The following is a 26,055-nucleotide window of genomic DNA, read 5'->3' as shown; positions in this document are numbered from 1 at the left end:
GGCCCCGGCCCCGAGGAGCCGCTCATGCCCGCCGCCCGGTCCTGGTACGCCCCCGTCGTGACCCGTCTGAGGACGACGAACCCCTACGTCGTCGACAGCGCGCTCGCCCTTCTGGTGCTGTTCGCCGCGTCCCTTCAGTGGCTGTTCCCCGACGAGGGCGACGACCGGCTGACCCTGGCGGGCTGGCTGCTGGGCGCCGCCACCGCCGTCCCCCTGGTCTGGCGCCGCCGCTTCCCCTGCTCCTGCGCCCTGGCCGTCTCGGCGGCCACCACGGCCATGGCCTACTACCACGCCCCACCGCCCGACGTGCTCTACGGCGGGCTGGTCGTCCTGTACACCATGGCCGCCCAGAGCCTGCCCTGGCAGCGCCGCTCGATGCTGGCGGGCTGGCTGCTCGGGGCGGTGCTGACCATGCAGCACAAGGAGCACTCGGAGCCCTTCGAGTACGCCTTCCACATCACCGGCATGATCTGCGCCTACGGCCTCGGCGTCCTGGCCCGTGTCCAGCGCGCGTACACCGCCGCCGTCGAGGACCGGGCCCGCCGGCTGGAACGGGAGCGGGCCGCCGAGACCGCGCGGGCCATCGCCCAGGAACGCTCCCGCATCGCCCGGGACATGCACGACATCCTCGCGCACGCGGTGAGCCTGATGGTCGTCCAGGCGGAGGCCGGGCCGGTCGTGGTGCGCAGCGATCCGGCCCGCGCCGAGGCCGCGTTCGACGCGATCGCGGCCAGCGGCCGGGACGCCATGGCCCAACTGCGGCGGATCCTGGGTGTGTTGAAGGAGGAGGAGCGCCTGGGCGGTGCCGTGCGGCTGCCGCAGCCGGACCTCGCCGGGCTGCCCGCCCTGATCGGCCAGGTCGCCGAATCCACCGGGCTCCGGGTCGACCTGAGCGTTCGCGGCCGGCCGCGTCCGCTGCCCCAGGACACCGAGGTCGCCGCCTACCGCGCGGTGCAGGAGGCCCTGACCAACACGGTGAAGCACGCGTACGCTTCCTGCGCACAGGTGGAACTCGACTGGTCGGAGGACGGGTTGACCCTCACGGTGACGGACGACGGCGCAGGCCCCGCGAAGTCGGCGGGCGGCCACGGGCTGATCGGGCTCAGGGAGCGGGCGGCCGCCTGCGGGGGCAGCGCGCAGGCCGGTCCGGGCCCGGAGGGGGGCTTCCGGGTCGTCGTACGGCTGCCCGCGACCGCCGAGCGGGAAGCGGCCCTCGGGTGAGCATCCGGGTGGTCGTCGCCGACGACCAGGAACTGGTCCGCAGCGGCTTCACCATGATCCTGGAGGCGCAGCAGGACATCGAGGTGGTCGCCGAGGCCGGGGACGGCGCCGAGGCGGTGGAGGCGGTGCGCAGCCACGCGCCCGACGTCCTGCTCCTCGACATCCGGATGCCCGTCATGGACGGCCTGGAGGCGGCCCGGCGGGTGTGCGCCCGGTCGAGCTGCAAGGTGGTCATGCTGACCACGTTCGACCTCGACGAGTACGTGTACGACGCCCTGTACGCGGGCGCCAGCGGCTTCCTCCTCAAGGACGTGCGCCGGGACGACCTCGTGCACGCGGTCCGCGTGGTGGCGGGCGGCGACTCGCTGCTCGCGCCGACCGTCACCCGCCGCCTGGTCGCGGACATCGTGCGCCGCCGCCGCGAGGAGACCGCCGCCGCACCCGCCCCCGACCGCCTGGACGTCCTGACGGCCCGCGAGGTGGAGACCCTGCGGATGCTGGCCCGGGGCCTGTCCAACGCGGAGATCGCCACGACCCTGTTCGTCAGCGAGCACACGGTCAAGACCCATGTCAGCAACGTGCTGGGCAAGCTGGGACTGCGGGACCGGGTGCAGGCGGTGATCTGCGCCTACGAGACGGGGCTGGTGACGCCGGGTGCGCCCTAGGGCCTGTCCCCGACCTCGTCCCCCAGTTCGGTGAACAGCGTCAACTGCAACGAACCGGGCGCCTCCAGGCGGGAGTTGAGGGAGTTCCAAGGCGTGCGGGTCGGTTCGGCGACCACCTCCGCCCCGGCCTGCGCCAGCCTCGCCGTCATGACGGTCGAGTCGTCCACCTGGAACGCCACGCGGATGTGCCCGGCCGCCCGCCGCCCCACCTCGACCTCGTCGATGAACGCGGCGTGGTTCGGATCGGTGAGCTCCAGCGTCGCGCGTCCGGCCTCCAGGATCGTGACCCGTCCGTCGGGCGAGGAGAACGCTGCTCGTTCGGGCAGTCCGAGGACGTCCCGGTAGAAGCGCAGCGCCTCGTCGTAGTCGTCCGCCGTGACGACGAGCCGGAGTTCACGGACAGCGGGCGGTACCTCGGACATACGGCCTCCTCATGGGTGTCTGCTCGGTCAACTCCCCGACCGGTACCGGAGATTCCTCCCCCGCGGGAGTGAGGGGCCACCCCGCCTCACCCGTACGGCGGAGGGGCCGAAACCGCCCGCCCCGGCGATCCGGCGGGCACGCCCGCGGCAGCAGTCTGAGGTGCCACCGACCACCGACCACCGAGCACCACCGACCCGCCGGGAGGCCCCCGTGCTCTCCGCACTCACCCGGGCTGCGACGCGCCGCCCGCTGACCGTCATCGGCCTCTGGGCCGCCTTCCTGATGCTGGGCTTCGGCCTCGGGACGGGTGTCTTCGCCGACCTCTCCGACGACGTGCCCGACGTACCGGGCACCGAGTCCGACCGGGCCGACGACCGGCTCGCCGCCATCGACCCGTCCGGCGAGTCCGTCACCGCGGTCGTCGCGGGCGAGGCCGTCGCCGACGCGGCGCTGCGCGCCCAGGTCGAACGGACCGTCGCCGAGGTCCGTGAGATCGCCGGAGTGGCCCACGTGCCGGACCCGTACCGCACCCCCGGCCTCACCGCCCGCGACGGACAGGCGCTCGTCATCCCCGTGACCTTCGAGGGCGGCCTGAGCGACGAGGCCGAGGAGGAGGCGACGGACACGGTCGTCAAGACCGTCAAGCGGATCGACGCGCCCGACGTCCACGTCAGCGGCGGCGAACTGCTCGGCCGGCAGCTCGGCGAGCGGGCCCAGGAGGACGTGCGCAACGCCGAGTTGATCTCCCTGCCGGTCGTCCTCGCCCTGCTGCTCGTCGTGTTCGGCGGACTGCGTGCCGCCGCGCTGCCGCTGGTGATCGCGGTGAGCGGGATCGCGGGCGCCTTCCTGGCACTGTTCGCCTTCAGCCAGGTCACCGACATCTCGGTGTACGCGATCCAGGTCACCACCATGCTGGGGCTCGGACTCGCCGTCGACTACGCCCTGTTGCTGCTGGTCCGCTTCCGGGAGGAGCGACGGCACACCGAGGACCTGGTCGAGGCCGTGCACCGCACGGTCGACGCGGCAGGCCGGACCGTCCTGTTCTCCGGCCTCACCGTGGCCGTCAGCCTGACCGGGCTGCTGGTCTTCCCGAGCGTGTTCCTGCGCAGCATGGGCCTGGCCGCCGCGGCCGTCGTCGTGGTCGACATGCTGGCCGCGGTCACGCTGCTGCCCGCGCTGCTCACGAGGTTCGGGGGGCGCATCCGGCCCTCGAAGGCACGTCCCGAGGACGAGGAGGGCCGGGTCTTCGCCCGCCTCGCCCGGTTCGCGCAGCGCCGCCGGGTCGCGGTCCTGGTCACCGTCGTCCCGGTCCTGCTGGTCCTCGCGCTGCCCGTGACCGGCCTGCGCATCGCCATCGGCGACGCCCGGCAGCTGCCCGCGAGCACCGAGGCACGGCAGTTGTACGACACCGTGGACGCGCACTTCCCGAAGGGCACCGGCGTCTCCCCCGTGGTCGTCCTCCTCGGACCCGGCACCGACCGCGCGACCGCCGACCGCGTCCGCGCCCTGGTCCCGCACGCCGAGTCCCGTGACCTGCCGGGCGGCAGCACCGTCGTGGAGCTGCCGCCGCCCGGCACGGTGGACGGCGAGGCGGCCACCGGCCTGGTCGAGCGGGTACGGGACCTGCGCGGTGACCAGCCCGTCGAGGTGACCGGGGTCGCGGCCCGGCTGGTCGACTTCCGCGCGATGCTCGCCGACCGGGCGCCCTGGGCGGCGCTGACCGTCCTGGCCGCCGTCCTCGTGCTGCTGTTCGCCTTCACCGGCTCGGTGCTGATCCCGCTGCGCACCATCGCGACCACCCTGCTCAGCCTGGGCGCGGCGCTCGGTGTGGTGGTGTGGGTCTTCCAGGACGGCCACGGGGCCGGGCTGCTCGGCGACGAGGGGCTGGGTGCGCTGAGCCTGACCGCCCCGCCGCTGATCGTGTCGATCGCCTTCGGGCTGGCCATGGACTACGAGCTGTTCATCCTGGCCCGGATGCGGGAGGCCCGGCAGCGCGGCGGCGGCGACGAGGGGGCCGTGGTGACCGGACTGCGCCGGTCGGGGCGGGTCGTCACCTGTGCCGCGCTGCTCCTCGCGGTCGTGTTCGGCGCCTTCATGACCGGCGGGTTCTCCCCCATCCTGCAGATCGGTCTCGGACTGACCCTGGCGGTGCTGATCGACGCGACGGTCGTACGGATGCTGCTGGTCCCGGCGACCATGGCGCTGCTCGGCCGACGCGCCTGGTGGGCGCCGAAGCCGCTGCGAAGGGTGCACGACCGGTTCGGACTGAGGGAAGCGGCCACGCCCGAGCGGACCGCGGCGACAAGGGCCTGACGGCGACGGGGCCGGTGCCCAGGGAGCCATGGTTGCCGGTCCCCGGGAACCGGCGACCACGCCCCGCCCGACCGCCGGGCCCCCGGGCACCGATACCGCCGCGCGGGGCGCACAACCGCTCCGAGCCGCGGGAAGCGGTCACCGTCGAGCGGACCCTGGCGACGAGGCTCCGACGGCGAGGAGGGCTTGGCGGCCGGGCGGGGCGCACGACCGGTTCGGGCTGCGGGAGGTGGCCACGCCCGAGCGGACCGCGGCGACGAGGGCCTGACGGCCGGGCGGGGCGCACCACCGGTCCGGGCCCCGGGAAGCGGCCACGCCCGAGCGCCCCTGGCGAAGAACGCCCGACAACCACGGACGGTGGTGCTCCGACGGCCGGAGCGCCACCGCTCCCGCTGTCCGACGGCGGTCCGAGCCACCCCTCGAAGTCACCACCCGAAGCCCCCGGGTGCATGCCCACGGCCAGGGCCGGACCTCGACGCCGCCCCGGTTTGCACCCGCCGGTGACCAGGGACACCCCTCGAAACCGCCCCGGCACATCCGCGGAGGGCCGGGCCACACCTCGGGGGCCTCTCATCGAGATCTCAGCCCACGGCCCGGTGATTCAAAGGATCACCCAAGGTGCGAGGCGCACGATGCACCCGCAAAGGCGGACATCTCAGGAAGGCCTCCCGTGGGCGACTCGCACATATCGAACCGGCCCGAGCAGTCGGAGAAGTGGTCCCGCCGCGGGATCCTCGCCGCACTCGGCGCCGTACCGGCCGCGACCCTGCTGACGGGGTGCGGCAGCGGTTCGGCGCACACCGCGCAGGGGCCGGCGGCGACCGCGTCCGTGCGGGCGGCGACGAAGAAGGCGGTCGTCACGGTCACCCCGGCCGACGGCGCCACGAAGGCCGGCTTCGGCGCCCCCGTCGAGGTCGTCGTCACCGACGGAACCCTCGCCTCGGTGAAGGTGAGCGGCAACGACGGCTCCGTACTGGAGGGCTCCTACAACGACGACAGGACGGCCTGGACCTCGTCGAGGAACCCCTACTCGGGCACGAGGTACACGGTCGCGGTGACGACACAGGGCGGCACCGAGGAGACGGCGACCTTCACCACCGCAGCACCCGGCGAGACGTTCCTGGGGTACTTCACCCCCGAGGCCGGCTCCACCTCCGGCGTCGGCATGCCCGTGTCGATCAACTTCACCCGTGCCGTGTCCGACAGGGCCGCCGTCCAGAAGGCGATCACCGTGACCGCGGAGCCCGCGGTGGAGATCGTGGGCCACTGGTTCAGCGACACCCGGCTCGACTTCCGGCCCGAGACCTACTGGGCGGCCGGCACGAGGATCACGCTCGGTCTGCGGCTCAAGGACGTCCAGGGCGCGGACGGCGTCTACGGCGTGCAGTCGAAGGACGTCACCTTCCACATCGGCCGCGAGCAGATCAGCACGGTCGACCTGGCGACCAAGGAGATGACCGTCCGGCGGGGCGGCGAGACGGTCGACACCTACCCGGTCAGCGGCGGCGACGCCGAGCACACCACCTGGTCCGGGATCATGGTGATCAGCGAACGGTTCGAGCAGACCCGCATGGAGTCCTCGACGGTCGGGCTCGGCGACGAGTACGACATCTCCGACGTCCCGCACGCCCAGCGCCTGACCACCTCCGGCACCTTCGTGCACGGCAACTACTGGGCGTCCACCGCGGTGTTCGGCCACCAGAACACCAGCCACGGCTGCATCGGCCTGCACGACACGAAGGGCGCGAACGACAGCTCGGTGGACGGCTACCGGTTCTACGACAGCTCCCTGCTCGGCGACGTCGTGATCGTGAAGAACTCCGGCGAGCGGACCGTCGAGGCGTCCAACGGACTCAACGGCTGGAACCTGTCGTGGTCGGACTGGAAGACCGGCAGCGCGCTCTAGCCGTCACAGGAGCCGGGCGAGGGCGGCCTCGGAGGGGCTTCCCGGAGCCGCCTGGTAGACGACGATCACCTGCTGTTCCGCGCCCCCGACGGTCAACGCCTGCCGTCGCAGGGTGAGTTCGCCGACGACGGGGTGCGCGAAGCGTTTGAGTTCGTCGCGGGAGGGCCGCGCGTCGTGCCGCGCCCACAGGGCGCGGAAGTCCTCGTCGGCCTCCAGCTCGGCGACGAGCCGGGCGAGCCGGGGATCACGCGGGCCGGCCTCGGCACGCAGGGCGGCGGCGGTCTGCGCGGCGATCGCGGGCCAGTCGGGGAAGAGCCGGCGGGCCGCCGGGTCGAGGAACACGTCCCGGGCCAGGTTGTGCCCTGGCTCGTACATCGGGGCGAGCGCGCGGGCCCACTTGTTGGCGGCCAGCACGTCGAACGTCCGGTCGCGCACATACGCGGGGGTGCCCGCCCACCCGTCGAGCAACCGGTGCACGTCCGGGGCGACTTCGGTCTCCGCCGTCCGTGCGGGACCGGGCGCGGCGAGTGCGAACAGGTGGGCGCGGGCGTCGTCGTCCAGCTCCAGCGCCCGTGCGAGCGCCTCCAGCACCTGGGGCGAGGGATGCCGGTCGACGCCCTGTTCCAGTCGGGTCAGATAGGGCTCGCTGATGCCGGCCAGCCGGGCCAGCTCGTCGCGGCGCAGTCCCGCGACCCGGCGCCTGCCGTGGGCGGGCAGGTCCGCGCGGGCGGGCGGGACCCGGCCCCGCCGGGCCTTCAGGAACTCTCCGAGCGCGTTGTCGGCCGCCATGGCGGAAGGGTAACCCTCCGGGGGTGCTGGCTCCCGTGAGGGCGAAGGCGCAGGGTCGAGGCATGGAGAAGACCTGGTTCATCACCGGCGCGTCCCGCGGCTTCGGCCGGATCTGGGCCGAGGCCGCACTGTCCCGAGGCGACCGCGTGGCCGCCACCGCCCGCCGTGCCGAGTCCTTGAAGCCCCTCGCCGACACCTACGGCGACCGTGTCCTGCCCCTCACCCTCGACGTCACCGACCGGACGGCCGCGTTCACCGCCGTGCGACGGGCCGCCGACACCTTCGGGCGCCTGGACGTGGTCGTCAACAACGCGGGCTACGGCCTGTTCGGCATGGTCGAGGAGATCGGCGAGGAACAGGCCCGCGCCCAGTTGGACACCAACGTGCTCGGCCCGCTGTGGGTCACCCAGGCGGCCCTGCCGGTCCTGCGCGCCCAGCGCGCGGGGCACATCCTCCAGGTGTCCAGCCTGGGCGGCCTGGCCGCCTTCCCCTCCCTCGGCCTCTACAACGCCTCCAAGTGGGCGCTGGAGGGCATGAGCGAGGCTCTCGCCCAGGAGGTCGGCCCGCTCGGCGTCCGCGTCACCATCGTCGAACCGGGCCCGTACGGCACCGACTGGTCGGGCTCCTCCGCGGTGCACGCCGAACCCATCGACGCCTACGACCCCGTCCGCGAGGCACGCCGGGCCGGCGCCGCGGCCCGCGCGCCCCGGGACCCCGCGGCCACCGCCCAGGTCGTCCTCGACCTGGTCGACACCGCCGAACCGCCCCTGCGCCTCTTCCTCGGGACGTACCCCTATCCCGTCGTGGAGGCGGCCTACCGGCAGCGCCTGGCCACGTGGAACGCGTGGCGGGAGCTCGCCGCGAAGGCGTGAGGCCACGCGCCGGCGGGCACCGATCCGTCCCCTTCACACGGTGAACTCACCTGCGGCGCGGCGACTTTCACTGTTTCACCTCTTGACGACCGGAGTGGCCGAGAGCACATTGGGCGCACTTTGAGAGCGCTCTCAGAGCGCCCCCGAAGAGCACTCGCACCCCCACCCCGTACCCGAGAGGCACCCCCATGAGCGAAACCTCCGGCATACCCAGACGGCGCCGGGCCCTCGTCGCCGTGCTGAGCACCCTCGGACTGGCGGCCGCCCTCGCGACGGCCGCCACCCTGCCCGCCGACGCCTCCGCCCCCACGCCTCCCTCGGGCTGGTCGCAGGTCTTCCTGGACGACTTCAACGGCCCCGCCGGAACCGGCGTCTCCACCTCCAACTGGCAGTACGCGACCGGCACCTCCTACCCGGGCGGCCCCGCCAACTGGGGCACCGGCGAGGTCGAGAGGATGACCAACAGCACGAGCAACGTCGCCCTCGACGGCAACGGCAACCTGCGCATCACCCCGCTGCGCGACGCGGCCGGCAACTGGACCTCGGGCCGCATCGAGACCAACCGCACCGACTTCCAGCCCCCGTCCGGCGGCAAGCTGCGCGTCGAGGCCCGCATCCAGATGCCCAACGTGACCGGCACCGCGGCCGAGGGCTACTGGCCCGCCTTCTGGATGCTGGGCGCTCCCTACCGCGGCAACTACCAGAACTGGCCGAGCGTCGGCGAGCTGGACATCATGGAGAACGTCCAGGGCCTGAACCGCGTGTGGGCCACCATGCACTGCGGCACCAACCCCGGCGGCCCGTGCAACGAGACCTCGGGCATCGGCAACAACGTCCCCTGTCCGGGCGCGTCCTGCCAGTCGGCCTTCCACACCTACTCCATGGAGTGGGACCGCTCGGTCAGCCCCGAGACGATCCGCTTCTTCGTCGACGGCACCCAGTTCCACTCGGTCAACGCCGGCCAGATGGACGCGACGACCTGGGCCAACGCCACCAACCACGGCTTCTTCATCATCCTCAACGTGGCGATGGGCGGCGCCTTCCCGGACGCGTTCGGCGGCGGCCTCGACTCCGGCACCCAGTCCGGCGTGCCCATGGTCGTGGACTACGTCCAGGTGCTGTCGGCGGGTGGGGGCGGTACCACGCCGCCGCCCACGGGCGGTGTCGACGCCTACGGCACCATCCAGGCGGAGTCCTTCAGCAGCCAGAGCGGTGTCGGCACCGAGACCACGACCGACACCGGCGGCGGGCAGAACATCGCCTCCCTCGCCAACGGCGACTGGGCGCTCTACCAGAACGTCAACTTCGGCTCCACGGCGGCCAGGCAGTTCGTCGCCCGGGTGGCGAGCGGCGCGGCGAGCGGTGTCAGCGGCCTGGTCGAGGTGCGCCTGGACAGCCGTACCGCCACCCCGATCGGCAGCTTCGCGCTCGCCAACACCGGTGGCTGGCAGTCCTGGCGGACGGTCCCAGCGAACATCAGCGGCGTCACGGGCACCCACAACGTCTATCTGACCTTCACCAGCGGCCAGCCGGCCGACTTCGTGAACGTGAACTGGTTCAACTTCGGTCACTGACCGGCTGGTTGAGATGGTCCGCGAGTGCGCCGTGCGGACTCGCGGACCATCTCCGTGTCACCCCAGGTAGGCGGGGGCGACCGCGGAGCTCATCAGGAGGCGGGCCGCGCCTCCGCCGTCGGCGAGCACGGTCCACAGATCGGAGCCGTAGTCGCCGGGCAGGGCGTAGACGAGGGTGTCGTCGTCGGCCCACAGCGCCTGGTCGTCGATGGTGCGGGACTCGGCCGTCGCGGTCTCCTTCATGGTCCGCAGGTTCAGGACGTACAGCCGCCAAGGGGCGTCGGGGGACGCCCCTTTGACACGCTTCTTGTAGGCGATGCGGGTGCCGTCGGGTGAGAGGGAGGGGCATTCGACGTTGCGGTGCAGGGTGGTGAGGGTGCGCGCGGTGACGTCGCCCCGTACCAGATACGTCCGGCCGCCGGTGGCCAGCGTGGCGTAGAAGCGGTTGTCGTCGGCGAAGGTGACGCCCCAGACATTGGTGTCGGCCGCGTGGTACGTGTGGCCGTCCTTGACGATGTGGAAGGTCTCCAGGTTGTCGTCGATCGCCCAGGTGCGGGTGTCGACGACGGCCGTGCGGGTGGAGAAGTTCGTTCCGGCGTACGAGTCCCCGCTGACGAACACCGTCCAGGCGACCATGTGTCCCGAGGGTGAGACCCGGGCCCGGGTGGGGATGCCGGCCGCCGGGAAGCGGTGGCGTTCGCGCAGGTGGGAGTCGAGCACCACCGCGCGGTAGGTGTCCTCCAGCGCCCCGTGCACGGCCTGGAGACAGATGCCGGTGCCGGCCGCCGCGTGGAAGCGCAGGCACTTCACGCCCGAGGCGGTGCGCGGGCCCTGCGGGTCGCCGGCGGGGACCGTGGCGATCTCGTCGCGGTGCGGGCCCCAGGCGAGGTTGCGCACCAGCAGGCGGCGTCCGGTCGTCGGGCGGAGCGAGACGGTGCCGGCCCGCACGGTCGGTCCGTCGGCCTGCTGCCGGTCCCGCCGGTCCGAGCGGTGGGCGGCGTGCAGCACCGAGCCGGTGCCGACCGCACCGAGCAGCACGACGGCGGCGAGCAGGGTCACAAGACGGGTCGTTCGCGTCATGCGGGCACCTCGGTGGTGGGGGTCTCGTCCGTGCCGCGCAGGACGAACGCGGCCACGACGGCGCCGACGGCCAGGGCGGCCGCGGTCAGGGCGAGCGCGGTCCGGCCGCCCCACAGGCTCCAGGCCGCGCCGAAGGCGAGCGAACAGGCGAACCGGGCCAGCGCCTGCCCGGTGCCGACCAGCGCCTGCCCCGCGCCCTGCTGCCGGGCGGGGACGACCGCGGCGGTGGCGGCCGCGAGCACCCCGTCGGTGGCCGCGTAGAAGGTGCCGTGCAGCACGAGGACGGCGAGCACGGCCGGGAGACCGTGCCACGGGGAGAGCACCAGGCCGTAGCCGAGCAGCAGGACACCGTGTCCGGCCAGGAACAGCCGGCGGCGGCCGGCGCGGTCGGCGAGTGCGCCGAGCGGCACGGCGAGCAGCAGAAAGCAGGCGGCGGTGCCCAGCGGCAGCAGCGGGAACAGGTGGGCGGGCAGGTTACCTTCCCGTTGGAGCAGCAGATAGAGGAAGGAATCGCTGACGGTGGTCAGGCCGAGCAGGGCCGCGCACACCGTGAGGCGGCGCAGTTCGGGCCGCCTCAGCAGCCCGACCGCGTCGCGCAGCGCCGGGGGCCGGTCCGGTTCGGGCGGCGGGGTCCGTCGTACGGCGTCGGCGGGGGCGTCGATACGTCGGGGCACGAAGAGCACCAGCACCAGGACGCCGAGCACGGCGACGCAGCCGCTGACCGCGAAGACCGCGTCGTAGCCGTCGACGGTGGCCCGCAGGACGGCGAAGGCGAGGAGCGGGCCGAGGAGCGCGCCGGTGGTGTCCATGGTGCGATGGACACCGAACGCCCTTCCCCGCTGGGCGGGTTCGGTCGACAGGGAGATCATCGCGTCCCGTGGGGCGGTGCGCAGTCCTTTGCCGGTCCGGTCGACGGCGAGCACGGCGCTGAGCACGGGAAGGGTGTGGGCGAGGAGCAGCAACGGTTTGCACAGCGCCGACAGGCCGTAGCCGAGGCCCGCCACGGCCTTGTGGCGGCGGCTTCCCCGGTCGGCGAGGTGGCCGCCGGCCAGCCGGACGAGGGCGCCGACACCGTTGTTGATGCCGTCGAGGAGGCCGAAGCCGAGGGGCGAGAGGCCGAGGCCCGCGACCACGTACAGCGGCAGGACGGCCGTCACCATCTCCGAGGAGACGTCCGTGATCAGGCTGACCGCGCCCAGCGCCAGCACGGTGGAGGGCACGGCGGCCGGCCGCCGCCCCGGACGGGAGTCCGGGACGACGGCGGCCTCGGTGCCGCGGGAACCCGTGCTCCGGGAGTCCGCGAGGTACACGGGCGTCAGTTCCAGATGCCGGTGATGTCGGAGGCCGAGGCGGCATTGCCCGCGTGGGCGCTCAGACCGGCCAGGTCCTCCACCGTGCGCAGCACGTTGTAGTGGTTGTAGGTCGTGGAGCTGGAGCTGCCGGGGGCGACGTGCTGCCCGTAGAACAGGGTGGGGATGCGGTTGCCGGAGAGTTTGTTGTCCTCGTCGAAGGTGACGGCGAGGATGCTGTTGTGGGTCTTGGCCCAGGTGGCGTAGGCGCCCAGGTTGTTCTTGATCCAGGTGTCGCCCGTGGAGACCGAGCAGTCGTGCATGTCGCTGCACAGGTTCGGGACGACGAAGGACACCTTGGGCAGGGTCGTGTAGTCGGTCGGGAACTGCGCGAAGGTCTTCGCGGTGCTGGTCGGCACGTTGGAGAAGCCGAACCAGGGGTTGTGCTTCTGGGCGTAGTTCCCACTGCTGCAGGTCGTCGAACCCTGGCTCGGCAGCGACTCGTTGTAGCTCGCCCAGGTCTTGCCCGCGGCGATCAGCTCGGAGGCGAGGTTGGGCTTGTTGATCGAGCCGACGCTGACGCAACTGTCGTCGGTGCGGCCCTGGTTGGCGCCGGAGAAGAGCATGTAGTAGTTCGGCTCACTGGGGTGGGTGAGGCCGTACGACTGGGTGAGGTTGGCGCCACCCGCCTTGAGGGTGTTGTTGAGGTAGGGGGCGCTGGAGCTGCCGATGACCTGTGAGTAGGCGTGGTTCTCCAGCACCACGACCACGACGTGGTCGGGGGTGGGGAGAGCGGCCGCCTCGGCGGTGGAGGCCGTCGCGGCCCACACGCCGATCGAGGTGGCGGTGAGGGCGAGGGCTCCGGCGAGTGCGGAGAGGGAACGTCGGTTGCGCTGGGGTGCCTTGACGGCGGCCATGACTGTCCTCCGGACAGAGGTGACGGACGTTCGGGGGGAGCGGCGCCGCAACCCTAGGAGGCGTCGGCCGGGTCCGCGTGAAGGCCGGGCGAACCGTGGGCTCCGCCAGGCAAAGATCGCCCCACGCACAGGTCATGCACAGCAAAGGGTTGGTCAAGCAGGCATCAGGATGCGCGGTTTGACGGGATACCGGCCGCCCGGGATGTCACCCGCCCGGGATGTCACCCGTCCTCACCGATGACGCAGAACTCGTTCCCCTCGGGGTCGGCGAGCACGAGATGGTCCGGGAACCTGTCGAGGACCGTCGCACCGAGCCCGACCAGCCGCTCGGCCTCCGCTTGCCTGTCCGGGGCGGCCAGGTCCAGGTGGACCCGGTTCTTGCAACTCCTGCCCTCCGGCACCAGCTGGAACCACATCCGGGGCCCGCCCTCGCGGGACTCGACGAGCACGGTCGGGTCGTCCTCGACGTCCGTGATCCCGAGGGCCCGCAGCCGGGCCAACTCCTCGTCGTCGTAGGGAGCCACGGCGTAGCCGTCCAGCGCGGCCGCCCAGAACCGGGCCGTGGCGGCGGGACGCGCGCAGTCGAGGACGATGTCGCGCAGTCGGGCCATCCGGTCCCTCCTATCGCAGGTCCGCGCGGAACGCGGCCGGCGTCATGTCGGTGTGCTGTTGGAAGAACTTGGAGAAGTTCGCGGCGTCCGGGAACCCCACCGCCGCCCCCACCCGCCCGATCGGCATGTCGGTGTGGGCCAGCAGCCGCTTCGCCTCCAGCACGACCCGCTTGTCGATGAACCCCTTGGGCGTCTCCCCCGTGGCGGCGCGCACCGCGCGCACCAGGGTCCGGCGGGAGTAGCCGAGCGCGTCGGCGTACGCGCTGACGCTGTGGTTCGTGTGGAAGCCCTTCTCCACGGCGTCCCGGAACAGGGTGAACGTCGACTCGGTGCGCCGCCCGGCCTCCGCCGAACTCGCCGCGAGGTGGGCGAGCCGCAGCAGGAACGCGGTCAGCGCGTGCCGCAGCACCGAGGTGTGCAGGCTCAGCGGAAGGGTCGTGATGTCCTCGTACTCCCGTCGCAGCAGGGCCAGCGAGGCCTTCAGGCCCGCCAACTGGGCGTCGGAGGGCCGCAGCAGCGGCGGGAGGTCGTAGCGGTAGAGCCCCGTCGCCTCCACCGTGGCGCGCGGCAGGAAGCCGGGTTGCATGGTCAGGACGGTTCCGCGGTACTCACTCGTCGGTGAGAAGCGGTGGACCTGGCCCGGGCGGATCCACAGGAGGTCGCCCGCCGTGGCCTCGTACTCGGCGAAGTCGATCATGTGGCGCACGGGGCCGCCGTCGAAGAGCATCACGACATGGAAGTCGATGCGGTGCACGCGCTCCAACGGGGCATCCGCGTGCCAGGTGCGGTCGGCTTCCATGGGGCCGACCTGCATGCCGACTCCGCACACACTCAGCTCGCTGGGGAAGGGGAACGTTCTGATCCCGTCCACACCGCCGTCACCGTCTCCACCTTGGATGGAGGCTTGGGATGTTCTGTCCGCCATGTCCTGCTCGTGCCGCCTGCCTGGAGCGTTCCGTGTCCCACTTTCACCACAGGCTGACACACGGCGACCTTCCCTCGTAAAAGTCAGACTTTTAAGTTTGAACACGTCAGACCAGCCATCCCGCTCCGATCGAGGACTTCTTGAAGATGAGCACGCAGACACCGGACCGCTTCGAATGGACCGAACTCGACCGGCGTGCCGTCGACACCGCCCGCCTCTTGGCGGCGGATGCCGTGCAGCAGGTCGGCAACGGACACCCCGGCACCGCCATGGCCCTCGCCCCGGCGGCCTACACGATCTTTCAGAAGGTGATGCGTCACGACCCTGCCGATCCCGAGTGGACCGGCCGTGACCGCTTCGTGCTCTCCCCCGGGCACACCTCGCTGACGCTCTACACCCAGCTCTACCTCTCCGGGTACGAGCTGGAGCTGGACGACCTCAAGGCCTTCCGCACCCACGGCTCCAAGACGCCCGGCCACCCCGAGTACGGGCACACCGCCGGCGTCGAGACCACCACCGGCCCGCTCGGCCAGGGTGTCGCCAACGCGGTGGGCATGGCGATGGCCGCCCGCTACGAACGCGGCCTCTTCGACCCCGAGGCCCCCGAGGGCGAGTCCCCCTTCGACCACACCATCTGGGCGATCGTCTCCGACGGCGACCTGGAGGAGGGCATCTCCGCCGAGGCCTCCTCCCTCGCCGGCCACCAGAAGCTCGGCAACCTGGTCTTCCTCTACGACGACAACCACATCTCCATCGAGGGCGACACCGCCACCGCGTTCTCCGAGGACGTGCTGAAGCGCTACGAGGCCTACGGCTGGCACACCCAGCGCATCGAGCCCGGCGCCGACGGCGACGTCGACGTCCACGCCCTGTACGCGGCCCTGCGGGCGGCGCAGGCGGAGACCGGACGCCCCTCGATCATCGCGATGCGCACGATCATCGCCTGGCCCGCCCCGAACGCCCAGAACACCGAGGCCGCCCACGGCTCCGCGCTCGGCGCCGACGAGGTGGCCGCCACCAAGCGCGTCCTCGGCTTCGACCCGGAGCGCACGTTCCAGGTCGACGACGAGGTCCTCGCCCACACCCGGCTGGCCCTGGACCGGGGTGCCGAGGCGCACGCCGCCTGGGACAAGCAGATCTCCGCATGGCGCGGTGAGCAGCCCGAGCGGGCCGAGCTCTTCGACCGGATCGTCGCCGGCCAGCTCCCCGAGGGCTGGGAGTCCGCGATCCCGGTCTTCGAGGAGGGCAAGTCCGTCGCCACCCGCGCCGCCTCCGGCAAGGTGCTCCAGGCGCTCGGTCCGGTCCTTCCCGAGCTGTGGGGCGGTTCCGCCGACCTCGCCGGCTCGAACAACACCACCATCGACAAGACCAGCTCCTTCCTGCCGAAGGGCAACGCGCTGCCGGAGGCCGACCCGTACGGCCGTACCGTCCACTTCGGCATCCGCGAGCACTCCATGGCCGCGGAGATGAACGGCATCGCCCTGCACGGCAACACGCGGATCTACGGCGGCACCTTCCTGGTGTTCTCCGACTACATGCGCAACGCGGTGCGCCTGTCCGCGCTGATGCAGCTGCCCGTCACCTACGTCTGGACGCACGACTCCATCGGCCTCGGCGAGGACGGCCCCACCCACCAGCCGGTCGAGCACCTGGCCTCGCTGCGCGCCATCCCGGGCCTGAACGTCGTCCGTCCGGCCGACGCCAACGAGACCGCGATCGCCTGGGCCGAGATCCTGAAGCGGCATGCCACCGACCCGGCCCCGCACGGCCTCGCGCTCACCCGCCAGGGGGTCCCGACGTACGCCCCGAACCCGGACGCGGCCAAGGGCGGGTACGTGCTCCGGGACTCCTCCACCGAGACCCCGGACGTCGTCATCGTCGCCACCGGCTCGGAGGTCCAGCTCGCCGTCGCCGCGCGGGAGCAGCTGGAGGCGGAGGGGATCGGCACCCGGGTGGTGTCCATGCCGTCCGTGGAGTGGTTCGAGGAGCAGCCGCGGGAGTACCGGGACAGCGTCCTTCCGCCGTCCGTGCGAGCCCGCGTCGCCGTCGAGGCCGGTATCGGTCTCACGTGGTACCGCTTCACAGGTGACGCGGGACGCATCGTGTCCCTCGAGCACTTCGGCGCCTCCGCCGACGCGAAGACCCTGTTCGCCGAGTTCGGGTTCACCCCCGAGAACGTCGCCGCCGCAGCCAGGGAATCACTGGCCGCCGCGCGTGGTTGATCCGACCGCCAGAAAGAAGATGATCACTGTGACCGAAGCGACCGCGACCGCGGGAGCACTCAAGCGCCTGACCGACGAAGGCGTCTCCATCTGGCTGGACGACCTGTCCCGGGGGCGGATCGAGTCGGGGAACCTGGCCGGGCTCGTCGCCACGAAGCACGTGGTCGGCGTCACCACCAACCCGTCCATCTTCCAGGCCGCCATCGGCTCCGGAGCGGGTTACGAGGAGCAGCTCGGCGACCTCGCCGCCCGGGGTGTGACGGTCGACGAGGCCGTACGGATGATGACCACGGCCGACGTCCGCGCCGCCGCCGACGTGCTGCGCCCGGTGTACGACTCGACCGGCGGCCGGGACGGCCGGGTCTCCATCGAGGTCGACCCGCGCCTCGCCCACGACACCCGGGCGACGATCGCCGAGGCCAAGCAGCTCGCCTGGCTGGTGGACCGCCCGAACGTCATGATCAAGATCCCGGCGACCAGGGCCGGCCTCCCCGCCATCACCGAGGTCATCGGCCTCGGGATCAGCGTCAACGTCACGCTGATCTTCTCGCTGGAGCGCTACCGCGAGGTGATGGACGCCTACCTCGCCGGTCTGGAGAAGGCGGCCTCGAAGGGCCTCGACCTCTCCACGATCCACTCCGTCGCCTCCTTCTTCGTCTCCCGGGTCGACTCCGAGATCGACAAGCGGCTGACGGTCCTGGGCACCGACGCGGCCCTCGCGCTCAAGGGGAAGGCCGCGCTCGCCAACGCGCGGCTCGCCTACCAGGCGTACGAGGAGGTCTTCGCCTCGACCCGCTGGACCGCCCTCGGCGGCGCCCGCGCCAACAGGCAGCGCCCGCTGTGGGCCTCCACCCGCGTGAAGGACCCGGCCTACAAGGACACCCTCTACGTGGACGAGCTGGTCGCGCCCGGCACGGTCAACACCATGCCGGAGGCCACCCTCGACGCCACCGCCGACCACGGCGTGATCACCGGCGACACGGTGACCGGCGGCTACGCGCAGGCCCGCGCAGACCTGGCCGCCGTGGAGGCGCTGGGCATCTCGTACGACGAGGTCGTGCAGCAGCTGGAGGACGAGGGCGTCGCCAAGTTCGAGGCGGCCTGGCAGGACCTGCTGGACGCCGTCACGAAGTCGCTGAACAGCAAGGGAGTGGACGCGGAATGACCATCACCGCCGACTGGGAGAACCCCCTGCGCGACGAGCGCGACCGGCGTCTCCCCCGGATCGCAGGACCGTCCGGCCTCGTCATCTTCGGCGTCACCGGCGACCTGTCCCGCAAGAAGCTGATGCCGGCCGTCTACGACCTCGCCAACCGCGGGATGCTCCCGCCGGGCTTCTCGCTCGTCGGGTTCGCCCGCCGGGACTGGGAGGACGAGGACTTCGCGCAGATCGTGCACGACTCCGTGCGCGAGCACGCGCGGACCGAGTTCCGTGAGGAGGTCTGGCAGCAGCTCGCCGAGGGGATGCGGTTCATCCCGGGCGACTTCGACGACGACACGGCGTTCAAGCAGCTGCGCCAGACCGTCGAGGAGCTGGACAAGGCCCGCGGCACCAGCGGCAACTACGCCTTCTACCTGTCCGTACCGCCGAAGTTCTTCCCCAAGGTCGTCCAGCAGCTCAAGAAGCACGGGCTGGCGAACGCACCCGAGGGGTCCTGGCGGCGGGCGGTCATCGAGAAGCCGTTCGGCCGCGACCTGAAGAGCGCCCGCGAGCTCAACGCCCTCGTGCACGACGTGTTCGAGCCGGACCAGGTCTTCCGCATCGACCACTACCTGGGCAAGGAGACCGTCCAGAACATCCTGGCGCTGCGCTTCGCCAACCAGATGTACGAGCCCATCTGGAACCGTTCGTTCGTCGACCACGTGCAGATCACCATGGCCGAGGACATCGGCATCGGCGGCCGGGCCGGCTACTACGACGGCATCGGCGCCGCCCGTGACGTCATCCAGAACCACCTGCTCCAGCTGATGGCGCTCACCGCCATGGAGGAGCCGGCCGCCTTCGACGCCGAGTCGCTGCTCACCGAGAAGCTGAAGGTGCTCAGGGCCGTGAAGCTGCCCGAGGACATCGGCAGGCACACCGTGCGCGGACAGTACGCGGGCGCCTGGCAGGGCGGCGAGAAGGTGCTCGGCTACCTGGAGGAGGAGGGCATCGACGCGGCCTCCACCACGGACACCTACGCCGCCATCAAGCTGAACGTGGACAACCGGCGCTGGGCGGGCGTCCCCTTCTACCTGCGCACCGGCAAGCGGCTGGGCCGCCGGGTCACCGAGATCGCGGTCGTCTTCCAGACGGCCCCGCATTCGCCCTTCGACTCCACGGCCACCGAGGAGCTCGGCTCCAACGCCATCGTCATCCGGGTGCAGCCGGACGAGGGCATGACGGTCCGCTTCGGGTCGAAGGTGCCGGGCACCTCGATGGAGATCCGGGACGTGACGATGGACTTCGCCTACGGCGAGTCGTTCACGGAGTCCAGCCCCGAGGCGTACGAGCGGCTCATCCTGGACGTCCTCCTCGGGGACGCCAACCTGTTCCCGCGCCACCAGGAAGTGGAAGAGTCCTGGAAGATCCTCGACCCGATCGAGGAGCACTGGGCGAACCACGGCCGTCCGGCGCAGTACGCGTCGGGCACCTGGGGACCCGAGGAAGCCGACGAGATGCTCGCACGAGACGGACGGAGCTGGCGCAGGCCATGAAGATCGACCTGACCGACACCACGGCAAGCAAGATCAACAAGGCGCTGGTGCAGGGTCGCCGCGCCATCGGAACGCCCGCGGTGGGCATGGTCCTGACGATGGTGATCGTCACGGACGAGGAGAACGCCTACGACGCGATCAAGGCGGCCGAGGAGGCCTCGCACGAGCACCCCTCGCGCACCCTGGTCGTCATCAAGCGGCACGCCCGCACCCCGCGCGACCGCACCAACTCGCACCTCGACGCCGAGGTCCGGGTGGGCGCCGACGCCGGCACCGGCGAGACGGTCGTCCTGCGGACCTACGGCGAGGTCTCCGACCACGCCGACTCCGTCGTCCTGCCGCTGCTGCTGCCCGACGCCCCGGTCGTCGTGTGGTGGCCGGTGGAGGCGCCGGAGAACCCCGCGAAGGACCCGCTGGGCGCGCTGGCCCAGCGCCGGATCACCGACCTGTACGCCGTGGAGAACCCCCTCGACGTCCTCGCCGCCCGGGTCCGCTCCTACGCGCCGGGCGACACGGACCTCGCCTGGACCCGGCTGACGCCGTGGCGCTCGATGCTGGCGGCGGCCCTCGACCAGGCCCGCGCGGAGATCATCTCCGGGGCCGTGGAGGCCGAGGCCGACAACCCGGCCGCCGAACTGCTCGCGCGCTGGCTGGAGGCGCGGCTGAAGGTGAGGATCGACCGCGTGGTCACCGCCGGCCCGGTCGTCACGGCCGTCCGGCTGGGCACCGCCAACGGCGAGATCGTCATCGACCGCCCCGAGGGCCCGCTGGCCACGCTGTCCCTGCCGGGCCAGCCCTCCCGCACCCTCGCGCTGAAGGTCCGCTCCACCTCCGAACTGATCGCCGAGGAGCTTCGCCGCCTCGACGCCGACGAGATGTACGCCGTCGCCCTGCGGGGCGAGGCCGGCAAGGAGACCCCTGCTCATGTCTGACTCCCCTCTTCTGACGCACCGCCCCGAGTGGACGGCCCTGGAGGACCACCGCGCCGAGCAGCACGCGCATCTGCGTGAGCTGTTCGCCGAGGACCCGGGGCGCGCCGAGCGGTACGTGGTGCGCGTGGGCGATCTGCGCATCGACTACTCCAAGCACCTGATCACCGACGAGACCCTGGCCCTGCTCCAGGAACTGGCCGCCGCCACCGACGTGTTCGGGCTGCGCGACGCCATGTTCCGGGGCGAGAAGATCAACACGACCGAGGGCCGGGCCGTGCTGCACACCGCGCTGCGCGCCCCCGCCGACGCGGTGATCGAGGTCGACGGCGAGAACGTCGTGCCCCGCGTGCACGCCGTGCTCGACAAGATGAGCGACTTCGCGAACCGGGTCCGCTCCGGCGAGTGGACCGGCCACACCGGCAGGCGCATCAAGAACGTCGTCAACATCGGCATCGGCGGCTCCGACCTCGGACCCGCGATGGCCTACGAGGCCCTGCGGGCCTTCACGGCACGGGAGTTGACCTTCCGCTTCGTCTCCAACGTGGACGGCGCCGACCTGCACGAGGCGGTGCGGGACCTGGACCCGGCCGAGACGCTGTTCATCGTCGCGTCCAAGACGTTCACCACCATCGAGACGATCACCAACGCCACCTCGGCCCGCACCTGGCTGCTGGAGGGCCCGGACGGCCTCCACGACGACAAGGCCGTCGCCAGGCACTTCGTGGCCCTGTCGACGAACGCCGAGAAGGTCACCGACTTCGGCATCGACCCGGACAACATGTTCGAGTTCTGGGACTGGGTCGGCGGCCGCTACTCCTACGACTCGGCGATCGGCCTCTCCCTGATGATCGCCATCGGCCCGGACCGGTTCCGGGAGATGCTCGACGGCTTCCGGATCGTCGACGAGCACTTCCAGAACGCGCCCGCCGAGGCCAACGCCCCGCTGCTGCTGGGCCTGCTGGGCATCTGGTACGGCAACTTCCACGACGCCCAGTCGCACGCGGTCCTGCCCTACTCGCACTACCTGTCGAAGTTCACCGCCTACCTCCAGCAGCTCGACATGGAGTCCAACGGCAAGTCGGTGGACCGCGACGGCAACGCGGTGCAGTGGCAGACCGGCCCGGTGGTGTGGGGCACGCCCGGCACCAACGGGCAGCACGCCTACTACCAGTTGATCCACCAGGGCACCAAGCTCATCCCGGCCGACCTCATCGGCTTCGCCCGTCCGGTCGGTGAACTGAGCGACGAACTCAAGGCGCAGCACGACCTGTTGATGGCCAACCTGTTCGCGCAGGGGCAGGCGCTCGCCTTCGGCAAGACCGCCGAGGAGGTGCGCGCGGAGGGCGTGGCCGAGGAGCAGGTGGCGCACCGCACCTTCCAGGGCAACCACCCCACGACCACGATCCTGGCCAAGGAGCTCACCCCCTCCGTCCTCGGCCAGTTGATCGCCCTCTACGAGCACAAGGTGTTCGTCCAGGGCGCGGTCTGGAACATCGACTCCTTCGACCAGTGGGGCGTCGAGCTCGGCAAGGTCCTCGCCAAGCGCGTCGAGCCCGCCCTGACCGAGGGTGCCGAGGTCCCCGGCCTCGACGCCTCCACCACCGCCCTCGTGGCCGCCTACCGTGAACTGAAGGAAGTGCTCTGACATGCAGTTGGGACTCATCGGCCTGGGCAAGATGGGCGGCAACATGCGCGAGCGGATCCGCCGCGCGGGCCACACCGTCATCGGCTACGACCGCAACCCCGAGGTCTCCGACGTGGCGAGCCTCGCCGAGCTGGTCGACAAGCTCGAGGCGCCGCGCACGGTGTGGGTGATGGTGCCGGCCGGCGCCGCCACCCAGTCCGTGGTGGACGAGCTCGGCGAGCTCCTCTCCCCCGGTGACACCGTGGTCGACGGCGGCAACTCCCGCTGGACGGACGACGAGAAGCACGCGGCGGAACTCGGCGCCAAGGGCATCGGCTTCGTCGACGCGGGCGTCTCCGGCGGGGTGTGGGGCCTGAAGAACGGCTACGCCCTCATGGTCGGCGGCGACAAGGAGCACGTGGACCGGCTCCGGCCGATCTTCGAGGCGCTCAAGCCCGAGGGGCCGTACGGCTACGTCCACGCCGGCAAGGTCGGCGCCGGGCACTTCTCGAAGATGGTCCACAACGGCATCGAGTACGCCATGATGCAGGCGTACGCCGAGGGCTGGGAGCTCCTGGAGAAGGTCGAGTCGGTGGACAGCGTGCGGGAGGTGTTCCGCTCCTGGCAGGAGGGCACCGTCATCCGCTCCTGGCTGCTCGATCTCGCGGTCAACGCCCTCGACGAGGACGAGCACCTGGACAAGCTGCGCGGCTTCGCACAGGACTCCGGCGAGGGCCGGTGGACCGTGGAGGCGGCCGTCGACAACGCGGTGCCGCTGCCCACGATCACCGCGTCGCTGTTCGCCCGGTTCGCGTCCCGGCAGGACGACTCCCCGCAGATGAAGATGGTCGCGGCGCTGCGCAACCAGTTCGGCGGGCACGCCGTCGAGTCGAAGAAGTAGCCGGCGGTGGGCGACATACTGCTGGTCCGGCACGGCGAGACCAAGTGGAGCCTGTCGGGCCAGCACACCAGTCGGACCAACCTGCCCCTCACCCAGCACGGTGAGGAGCAGGCCAAGTCCCTGAGTCCACTGCTCAGCGGGCGTTCGTTCGCCCGCGTGTTCACCAGTCCGCTGGAGCGGGCGGTACGGACGGCGGAACTGGCGGGTCTGACCGGCGCCGAGATCGAGCCCGAGCTGCACGAATGGGACTACGGCGGATACGAGGGCATCACCACCATCGAGATCCACCGCACCAGACCCGACTGGGACCTGTGGACCGACGGCGCGCCGCACGGCCCGGACGGCCACCGGGGCGAGACGCCGCAGGAGGTCGGGCAGCGCGCCGACCGGGTACTGGCCAGGGTGGACGCGGCGCTCCAGGGCGGGAGCGGTGACATCGTCCTCGTCGGCCACGGCCACTTCCTGCGGGTGCTCACGGCTCGCCGGCTGGGGCTGTCCCCCGCCGAGGGCCGGCTGTTCCAGCTCGCCACGGGAACCGTGAGCCGGCTCTCGACCGAGCACGGGCGACCCGTGATCGCGGAGTGGAACACAAGGGCCTAGCAGGGCAGTTGAGGACGGCCCGGGAGCACCGGCTCCCGGGCCGTCGTCGTCCCCGGGGCCTGTTGACACCGTGACGCGGGCGTTGGAGAGTCACGGCTGATGGAGATCGACAACCTGACCCCGGCCGAACTGCGGGTGTGGCGCGCCTTCCCGAAGGGCGAGGCCGTGGACTTCCGTACGGCGGAGGACGAGGACGTGGCCGGCGGCGCCGGATGGGGCGGCGAACGCACCGTGCGGGCCTCCGTGTTGCGGGCGCTGATGCTCAACGGGCCGCTGGAGGACGGTGAGATCCCCGCGCTCAAGGTCGCGGGCGCCCGGATCACCGGTGTGCTCGGGTTGCAGTACGGCACCGTCGAGCACGCCGTACGCCTCAGCCACTGCTTCTTCGACGACACACCGCTGCTGTACGGCTGCCGGCTGCGCCAGTTGAACCTCAGCGGTTCCGTGTTGCCGGGGCTGACCGCCGCCACCGTGCACGTGGAGGCGGTGCTCCGGCTGACGGACGTCCGGGTGAACGGCCCGGTGCGGCTCGGCGGAGCGCAGATCGCGGGGGCCCTGTTCATGGACCGCGCCGAGATCACCGCGGTCGGCGCCGGCGAGCCCGCGCTCCAGCTCAACCACATGAGCATCGGCGACGACCTGTGGGCCCCGGGCCTGCGCGCCCACGGCGAGGTCCGTCTCAACGGCGCCACCGTCGCCGGCTCCGTCAACCTCAACGACGCCCGGCTCAGCCACCCCGGCGACATCGTCCTCGACGCGCAGACCCTCGTCGTGGAGGGCGACTTCCATCTGCGCCGGTCGCACACCTTCGGCTGGATCGGCCTGCGGGGCGCCCGGATCGCGGGCCGGCTCGACTTCTCGTACGCCCATCTGTCGAACCCGGGCGACGCCGCCCTCAGGGCGAACAGCTCCACCATCGGGGAGCTGTGGCTGCGCAAGGGGCCGCCCGTCGAGGGCACCCTCAGTCTGCGCCGCGCGCAGATCGACGACCTGTTCCTGGAGCCCGAAGTGGTGCCGCAGGAGGTGCAGTTCAACAAGCTCGTCTACACCTCGCTCACCCCGCAGGAGCCCGCCGAGCGCCGCCTTCCCATGCTGGAGCGCGACCGGGAGGGCTATGTCCCACACGCCTACGAGCAGTTGACGGCCGCGTACCGCCGGATCGGCGACGACCACGCCGCCCGGCTGGTCCAGCTCGCCAAGCAGCGCCGCCGTCGCGCGACGCTGCCCTGGTACGGACGGCTGTGGGGCCACGTCCAGGACGCCGCCGTCGGCTACGGCTTCCACCCGCTGCGCGCGGGAGTGTGGCTGGTCTCCCTGCTGGCCGTCGGCTCGGTCGCGTTCGGCCTGCACCATCCGCCGCCCCTGAAGGCGGGCGAGGCCCCGCACTTCGACCCGGTCTTCTACACCCTCGACCTGCTGCTGCCGGTGATCTCCTTCGGCCAGGAGGGCGCCTTCGCCCCGCGGGGCTGGTACCAGTCGCTGTCGTACGCCCTGGTCATCGCGGGCTGGATTCTCGCGACGACGGTCTTCGCCGGTGTGACCCGGACCATCAACCGGCAGTGATCCGGGCCTACTTGGGGGCGCCGACCGCGCCCGCCAGTTCGGCCATGTCCGCGAGCATCCGGGCCGCGTCCGGCTCCCGCCCGGTGAACAGCCGGAACGCGTCCGCGGCCTGGAAGGCGGCCATCCCACCCCCGTCGAGCGTGGTGCAGCCCAACGCGCGGGCGGTGCGCAGCAGTTCGGTCTCCAGCGGGCGGTAGACGACCTCGGCGACCCACAGCTCGGGGCGCAGCAGGCCGGCCGGCAGCGGCAGTCCCGGATGGGCGGCCATGCCGGTGGGGGTCGCGTGCACGAGACCGTCGGCGTCGGCCAGCAGCGGGGCCAGCCGGTCCGGGCCGGCCGCGGCCGCGCGCCCCTCGCCGAAGTGGCCGTTCAGGGCGGCGGCGAGGTCGGCGGCCCGGTCGGCGAGCGCGTCGACGACCGTGACCCGCCCGGCGCCCAGGGTGAGCATGGCGTGTGCGACGGCTGCCCCCGCACCGCCGGCGCCCAGCTGCACGACCCGCTCCAGGGGCACGTCGGGCAGCCCGCGCGCGAAGGACGCGGCGAAGCCGGTGACGTCCGTGTTGTGCCCGGTCGCCCGGCCGTTCGCGAAGACGACGGTGTTGACCGCGCCCAGCGCCTCGGCCTGCGGGCTGAGCGCGTCCAGGTGCCCGATGACCAGCTGTTTGCAGGGGTGGGTGATGTTCAGCCCGTCGAAGCCGAGGTCGCGAGCGGCCCGCACCAGTTCGCCGACCGCCTCGGGGCGCACACCGAGCACGTCGATGTCGATGAGCCGGTACAGACAGCGCAGGCCCTGCCGGTCCGCCTCGCGCTCGTGCAGCGCCGGGCTCAGCGAGGGGCCGATACCGGCGCCGATCAGTCCGACGAGAAACGAGTCCCTGGCCACGCGACCTCCCGAGCCGAGCACTAATGTACGAACCAGTACGTTAGCTAT

At 71.9% G+C, this 26,055-nt stretch carries 22 protein-coding genes; 14 read left to right on the top strand and 8 right to left on the bottom strand.

Annotated elements, in window-relative coordinates; genetic code table 11:
* Nucleotides 1-24 precede the first annotated feature (24 nt).
* Both ACIQJT_RS00330 and ACIQJT_RS00325 read left to right on the top strand, forming a co-directional pair.
* Complete coding sequence (locus tag ACIQJT_RS00330; RefSeq protein ID WP_402638574.1) at nt 25-1,221, top strand: sensor histidine kinase; 1,197 nt, start codon at nt 25-27, stop codon at nt 1,219-1,221.
* Nucleotides 1,218-1,886 (top strand): response regulator transcription factor, encoded by a 669-nt coding sequence (locus tag ACIQJT_RS00325; RefSeq protein ID WP_365453995.1) that lies wholly within the window; start codon nt 1,218-1,220, stop codon nt 1,884-1,886. Before ACIQJT_RS00330 ends, ACIQJT_RS00325 begins: the two co-directional genes overlap by 4 nt.
* Here the strand turns inward: ACIQJT_RS00325 and ACIQJT_RS00320 are convergent.
* Complete coding sequence (locus tag ACIQJT_RS00320; protein ID WP_365453992.1) at nt 1,883-2,308, bottom strand: VOC family protein; 426 nt, start codon at nt 2,306-2,308, stop codon at nt 1,883-1,885. The two genes, ACIQJT_RS00325 and ACIQJT_RS00320, sit on opposite strands and share 4 nt — an antisense overlap.
* A 211-nt stretch (nt 2,309-2,519) precedes the next feature.
* On the opposite strand from ACIQJT_RS00320, the gene ACIQJT_RS00315 reads away from it, so the two are divergent.
* Together ACIQJT_RS00315 and ACIQJT_RS00310 are read left to right on the top strand one after the other, a co-directional pair.
* Nucleotides 2,520-4,622, top strand: a complete 2,103-nt coding sequence (locus ACIQJT_RS00315; protein WP_402638571.1) for an MMPL family transporter — start codon at nt 2,520-2,522, stop codon at nt 4,620-4,622.
* A gap of 670 nt (nt 4,623-5,292) precedes the next feature.
* Nucleotides 5,293-6,528 (top strand): Ig-like domain-containing protein, encoded by a 1,236-nt coding sequence (locus ACIQJT_RS00310; RefSeq protein ID WP_402638570.1) that lies wholly within the window; start codon nt 5,293-5,295, stop codon nt 6,526-6,528.
* Between the two features lie 3 nt (nt 6,529-6,531).
* On the opposite strand, the gene ACIQJT_RS00305 is transcribed toward ACIQJT_RS00310, so the two are convergent.
* Complete coding sequence (locus ACIQJT_RS00305) at nt 6,532-7,317, bottom strand: helix-turn-helix domain-containing protein (RefSeq protein WP_402638568.1); 786 nt, start codon at nt 7,315-7,317, stop codon at nt 6,532-6,534.
* A gap of 62 nt (nt 7,318-7,379) precedes the next feature.
* Between ACIQJT_RS00305 and ACIQJT_RS00300 the strand changes: the two genes are divergently transcribed.
* Entirely contained in the window at nt 7,380-8,189 is an 810-nt protein-coding gene (locus tag ACIQJT_RS00300; RefSeq protein WP_402638565.1) for an SDR family NAD(P)-dependent oxidoreductase, read from the top strand.
* A gap of 188 nt (nt 8,190-8,377) precedes the next feature.
* The gene (locus tag ACIQJT_RS00295) at nt 8,378-9,763 is read left to right on the top strand and encodes a glycoside hydrolase family 16 protein (protein ID WP_365453977.1); all 1,386 of its coding nucleotides are present in this window, start codon (nt 8,378-8,380) and stop codon (nt 9,761-9,763) included.
* 57 nt (nt 9,764-9,820) lie between these two features.
* On the opposite strand, the gene ACIQJT_RS00290 is transcribed toward ACIQJT_RS00295, so the two are convergent.
* From ACIQJT_RS00290 to ACIQJT_RS00270, 5 genes are all read right to left on the bottom strand, one after another.
* Nucleotides 9,821-10,843 (bottom strand): TolB-like translocation protein, encoded by a 1,023-nt coding sequence (locus ACIQJT_RS00290; RefSeq protein ID WP_365453974.1) that lies wholly within the window; start codon nt 10,841-10,843, stop codon nt 9,821-9,823.
* A complete protein-coding gene (locus ACIQJT_RS00285) occupies nt 10,840-12,153 on the bottom strand; it encodes an MFS transporter (RefSeq protein ID WP_402638562.1) in 1,314 nt (437 codons plus the stop codon). Before ACIQJT_RS00285 ends, ACIQJT_RS00290 begins: the two co-directional genes overlap by 4 nt.
* A gap of 5 nt (nt 12,154-12,158) precedes the next feature.
* Entirely contained in the window at nt 12,159-13,049 is an 891-nt protein-coding gene (locus ACIQJT_RS00280; RefSeq protein ID WP_402638560.1) for an alkaline phosphatase family protein, read from the bottom strand.
* A gap of 221 nt (nt 13,050-13,270) precedes the next feature.
* A complete protein-coding gene (locus ACIQJT_RS00275; RefSeq protein WP_402638558.1) occupies nt 13,271-13,660 on the bottom strand; it encodes a VOC family protein in 390 nt (129 codons plus the stop codon).
* Between the two features lie 10 nt (nt 13,661-13,670).
* Complete coding sequence (locus ACIQJT_RS00270; RefSeq protein ID WP_402638556.1) at nt 13,671-14,585, bottom strand: AraC family transcriptional regulator; 915 nt, start codon at nt 14,583-14,585, stop codon at nt 13,671-13,673.
* Nucleotides 14,586-14,731: 146 nt separating this feature from the next.
* Between ACIQJT_RS00270 and tkt the strand changes: the two genes are divergently transcribed.
* From tkt to ACIQJT_RS00230, 8 genes are all read left to right on the top strand, one after another.
* Nucleotides 14,732-16,807, top strand: a complete 2,076-nt coding sequence (gene tkt / locus ACIQJT_RS00265) for a transketolase (protein WP_365453959.1) — start codon at nt 14,732-14,734, stop codon at nt 16,805-16,807.
* Nucleotides 16,808-16,826: 19 nt separating this feature from the next.
* Nucleotides 16,827-17,972: a transaldolase gene (gene tal / locus ACIQJT_RS00260; protein WP_402638553.1), complete on the top strand. Its 1,146-nt coding sequence runs from the start codon at nt 16,827-16,829 to the stop codon at nt 17,970-17,972.
* The gene (zwf, locus tag ACIQJT_RS00255) at nt 17,969-19,504 is read left to right on the top strand and encodes a glucose-6-phosphate dehydrogenase (RefSeq protein WP_365453953.1); all 1,536 of its coding nucleotides are present in this window, start codon (nt 17,969-17,971) and stop codon (nt 19,502-19,504) included. Before tal ends, zwf begins: the two co-directional genes overlap by 4 nt.
* Nucleotides 19,501-20,436: a glucose-6-phosphate dehydrogenase assembly protein OpcA gene (gene opcA, locus ACIQJT_RS00250; protein ID WP_365453950.1), complete on the top strand. Its 936-nt coding sequence runs from the start codon at nt 19,501-19,503 to the stop codon at nt 20,434-20,436. Before zwf ends, opcA begins: the two co-directional genes overlap by 4 nt.
* Nucleotides 20,429-22,081 (top strand): glucose-6-phosphate isomerase, encoded by a 1,653-nt coding sequence (pgi, locus tag ACIQJT_RS00245; RefSeq protein ID WP_402638550.1) that lies wholly within the window; start codon nt 20,429-20,431, stop codon nt 22,079-22,081. Before opcA ends, pgi begins: the two co-directional genes overlap by 8 nt.
* A 1-nt stretch (nt 22,082) precedes the next feature.
* Complete coding sequence (gene gnd, locus ACIQJT_RS00240) at nt 22,083-22,961, top strand: phosphogluconate dehydrogenase (NAD(+)-dependent, decarboxylating) (protein ID WP_402638548.1); 879 nt, start codon at nt 22,083-22,085, stop codon at nt 22,959-22,961.
* 6 nt (nt 22,962-22,967) lie between these two features.
* Nucleotides 22,968-23,561, top strand: coding sequence for a histidine phosphatase family protein (locus ACIQJT_RS00235; RefSeq protein WP_365453941.1), 594 nt, complete (start codon nt 22,968-22,970; stop codon nt 23,559-23,561).
* Between the two features lie 99 nt (nt 23,562-23,660).
* Complete coding sequence (locus tag ACIQJT_RS00230; RefSeq protein ID WP_402638544.1) at nt 23,661-25,124, top strand: membrane-associated oxidoreductase; 1,464 nt, start codon at nt 23,661-23,663, stop codon at nt 25,122-25,124.
* Between the two features lie 7 nt (nt 25,125-25,131).
* On the opposite strand, the gene ACIQJT_RS00225 is transcribed toward ACIQJT_RS00230, so the two are convergent.
* Nucleotides 25,132-26,007, bottom strand: coding sequence for a shikimate dehydrogenase (locus ACIQJT_RS00225; RefSeq protein WP_402638541.1), 876 nt, complete (start codon nt 26,005-26,007; stop codon nt 25,132-25,134).
* Between the last annotated feature and the right edge of the window lie 48 nt (nt 26,008-26,055).

The sequence above is a fragment of the Streptomyces sp. NPDC091972 genome, from assembly GCF_044756385.1.
Lineage (GTDB): Bacteria > Actinomycetota > Actinomycetes > Streptomycetales > Streptomycetaceae > Streptomyces.
The sequence above is the reverse complement of the archived record's forward strand: the minus strand, read 5'-3'. Positions and strand labels throughout refer to the sequence as shown.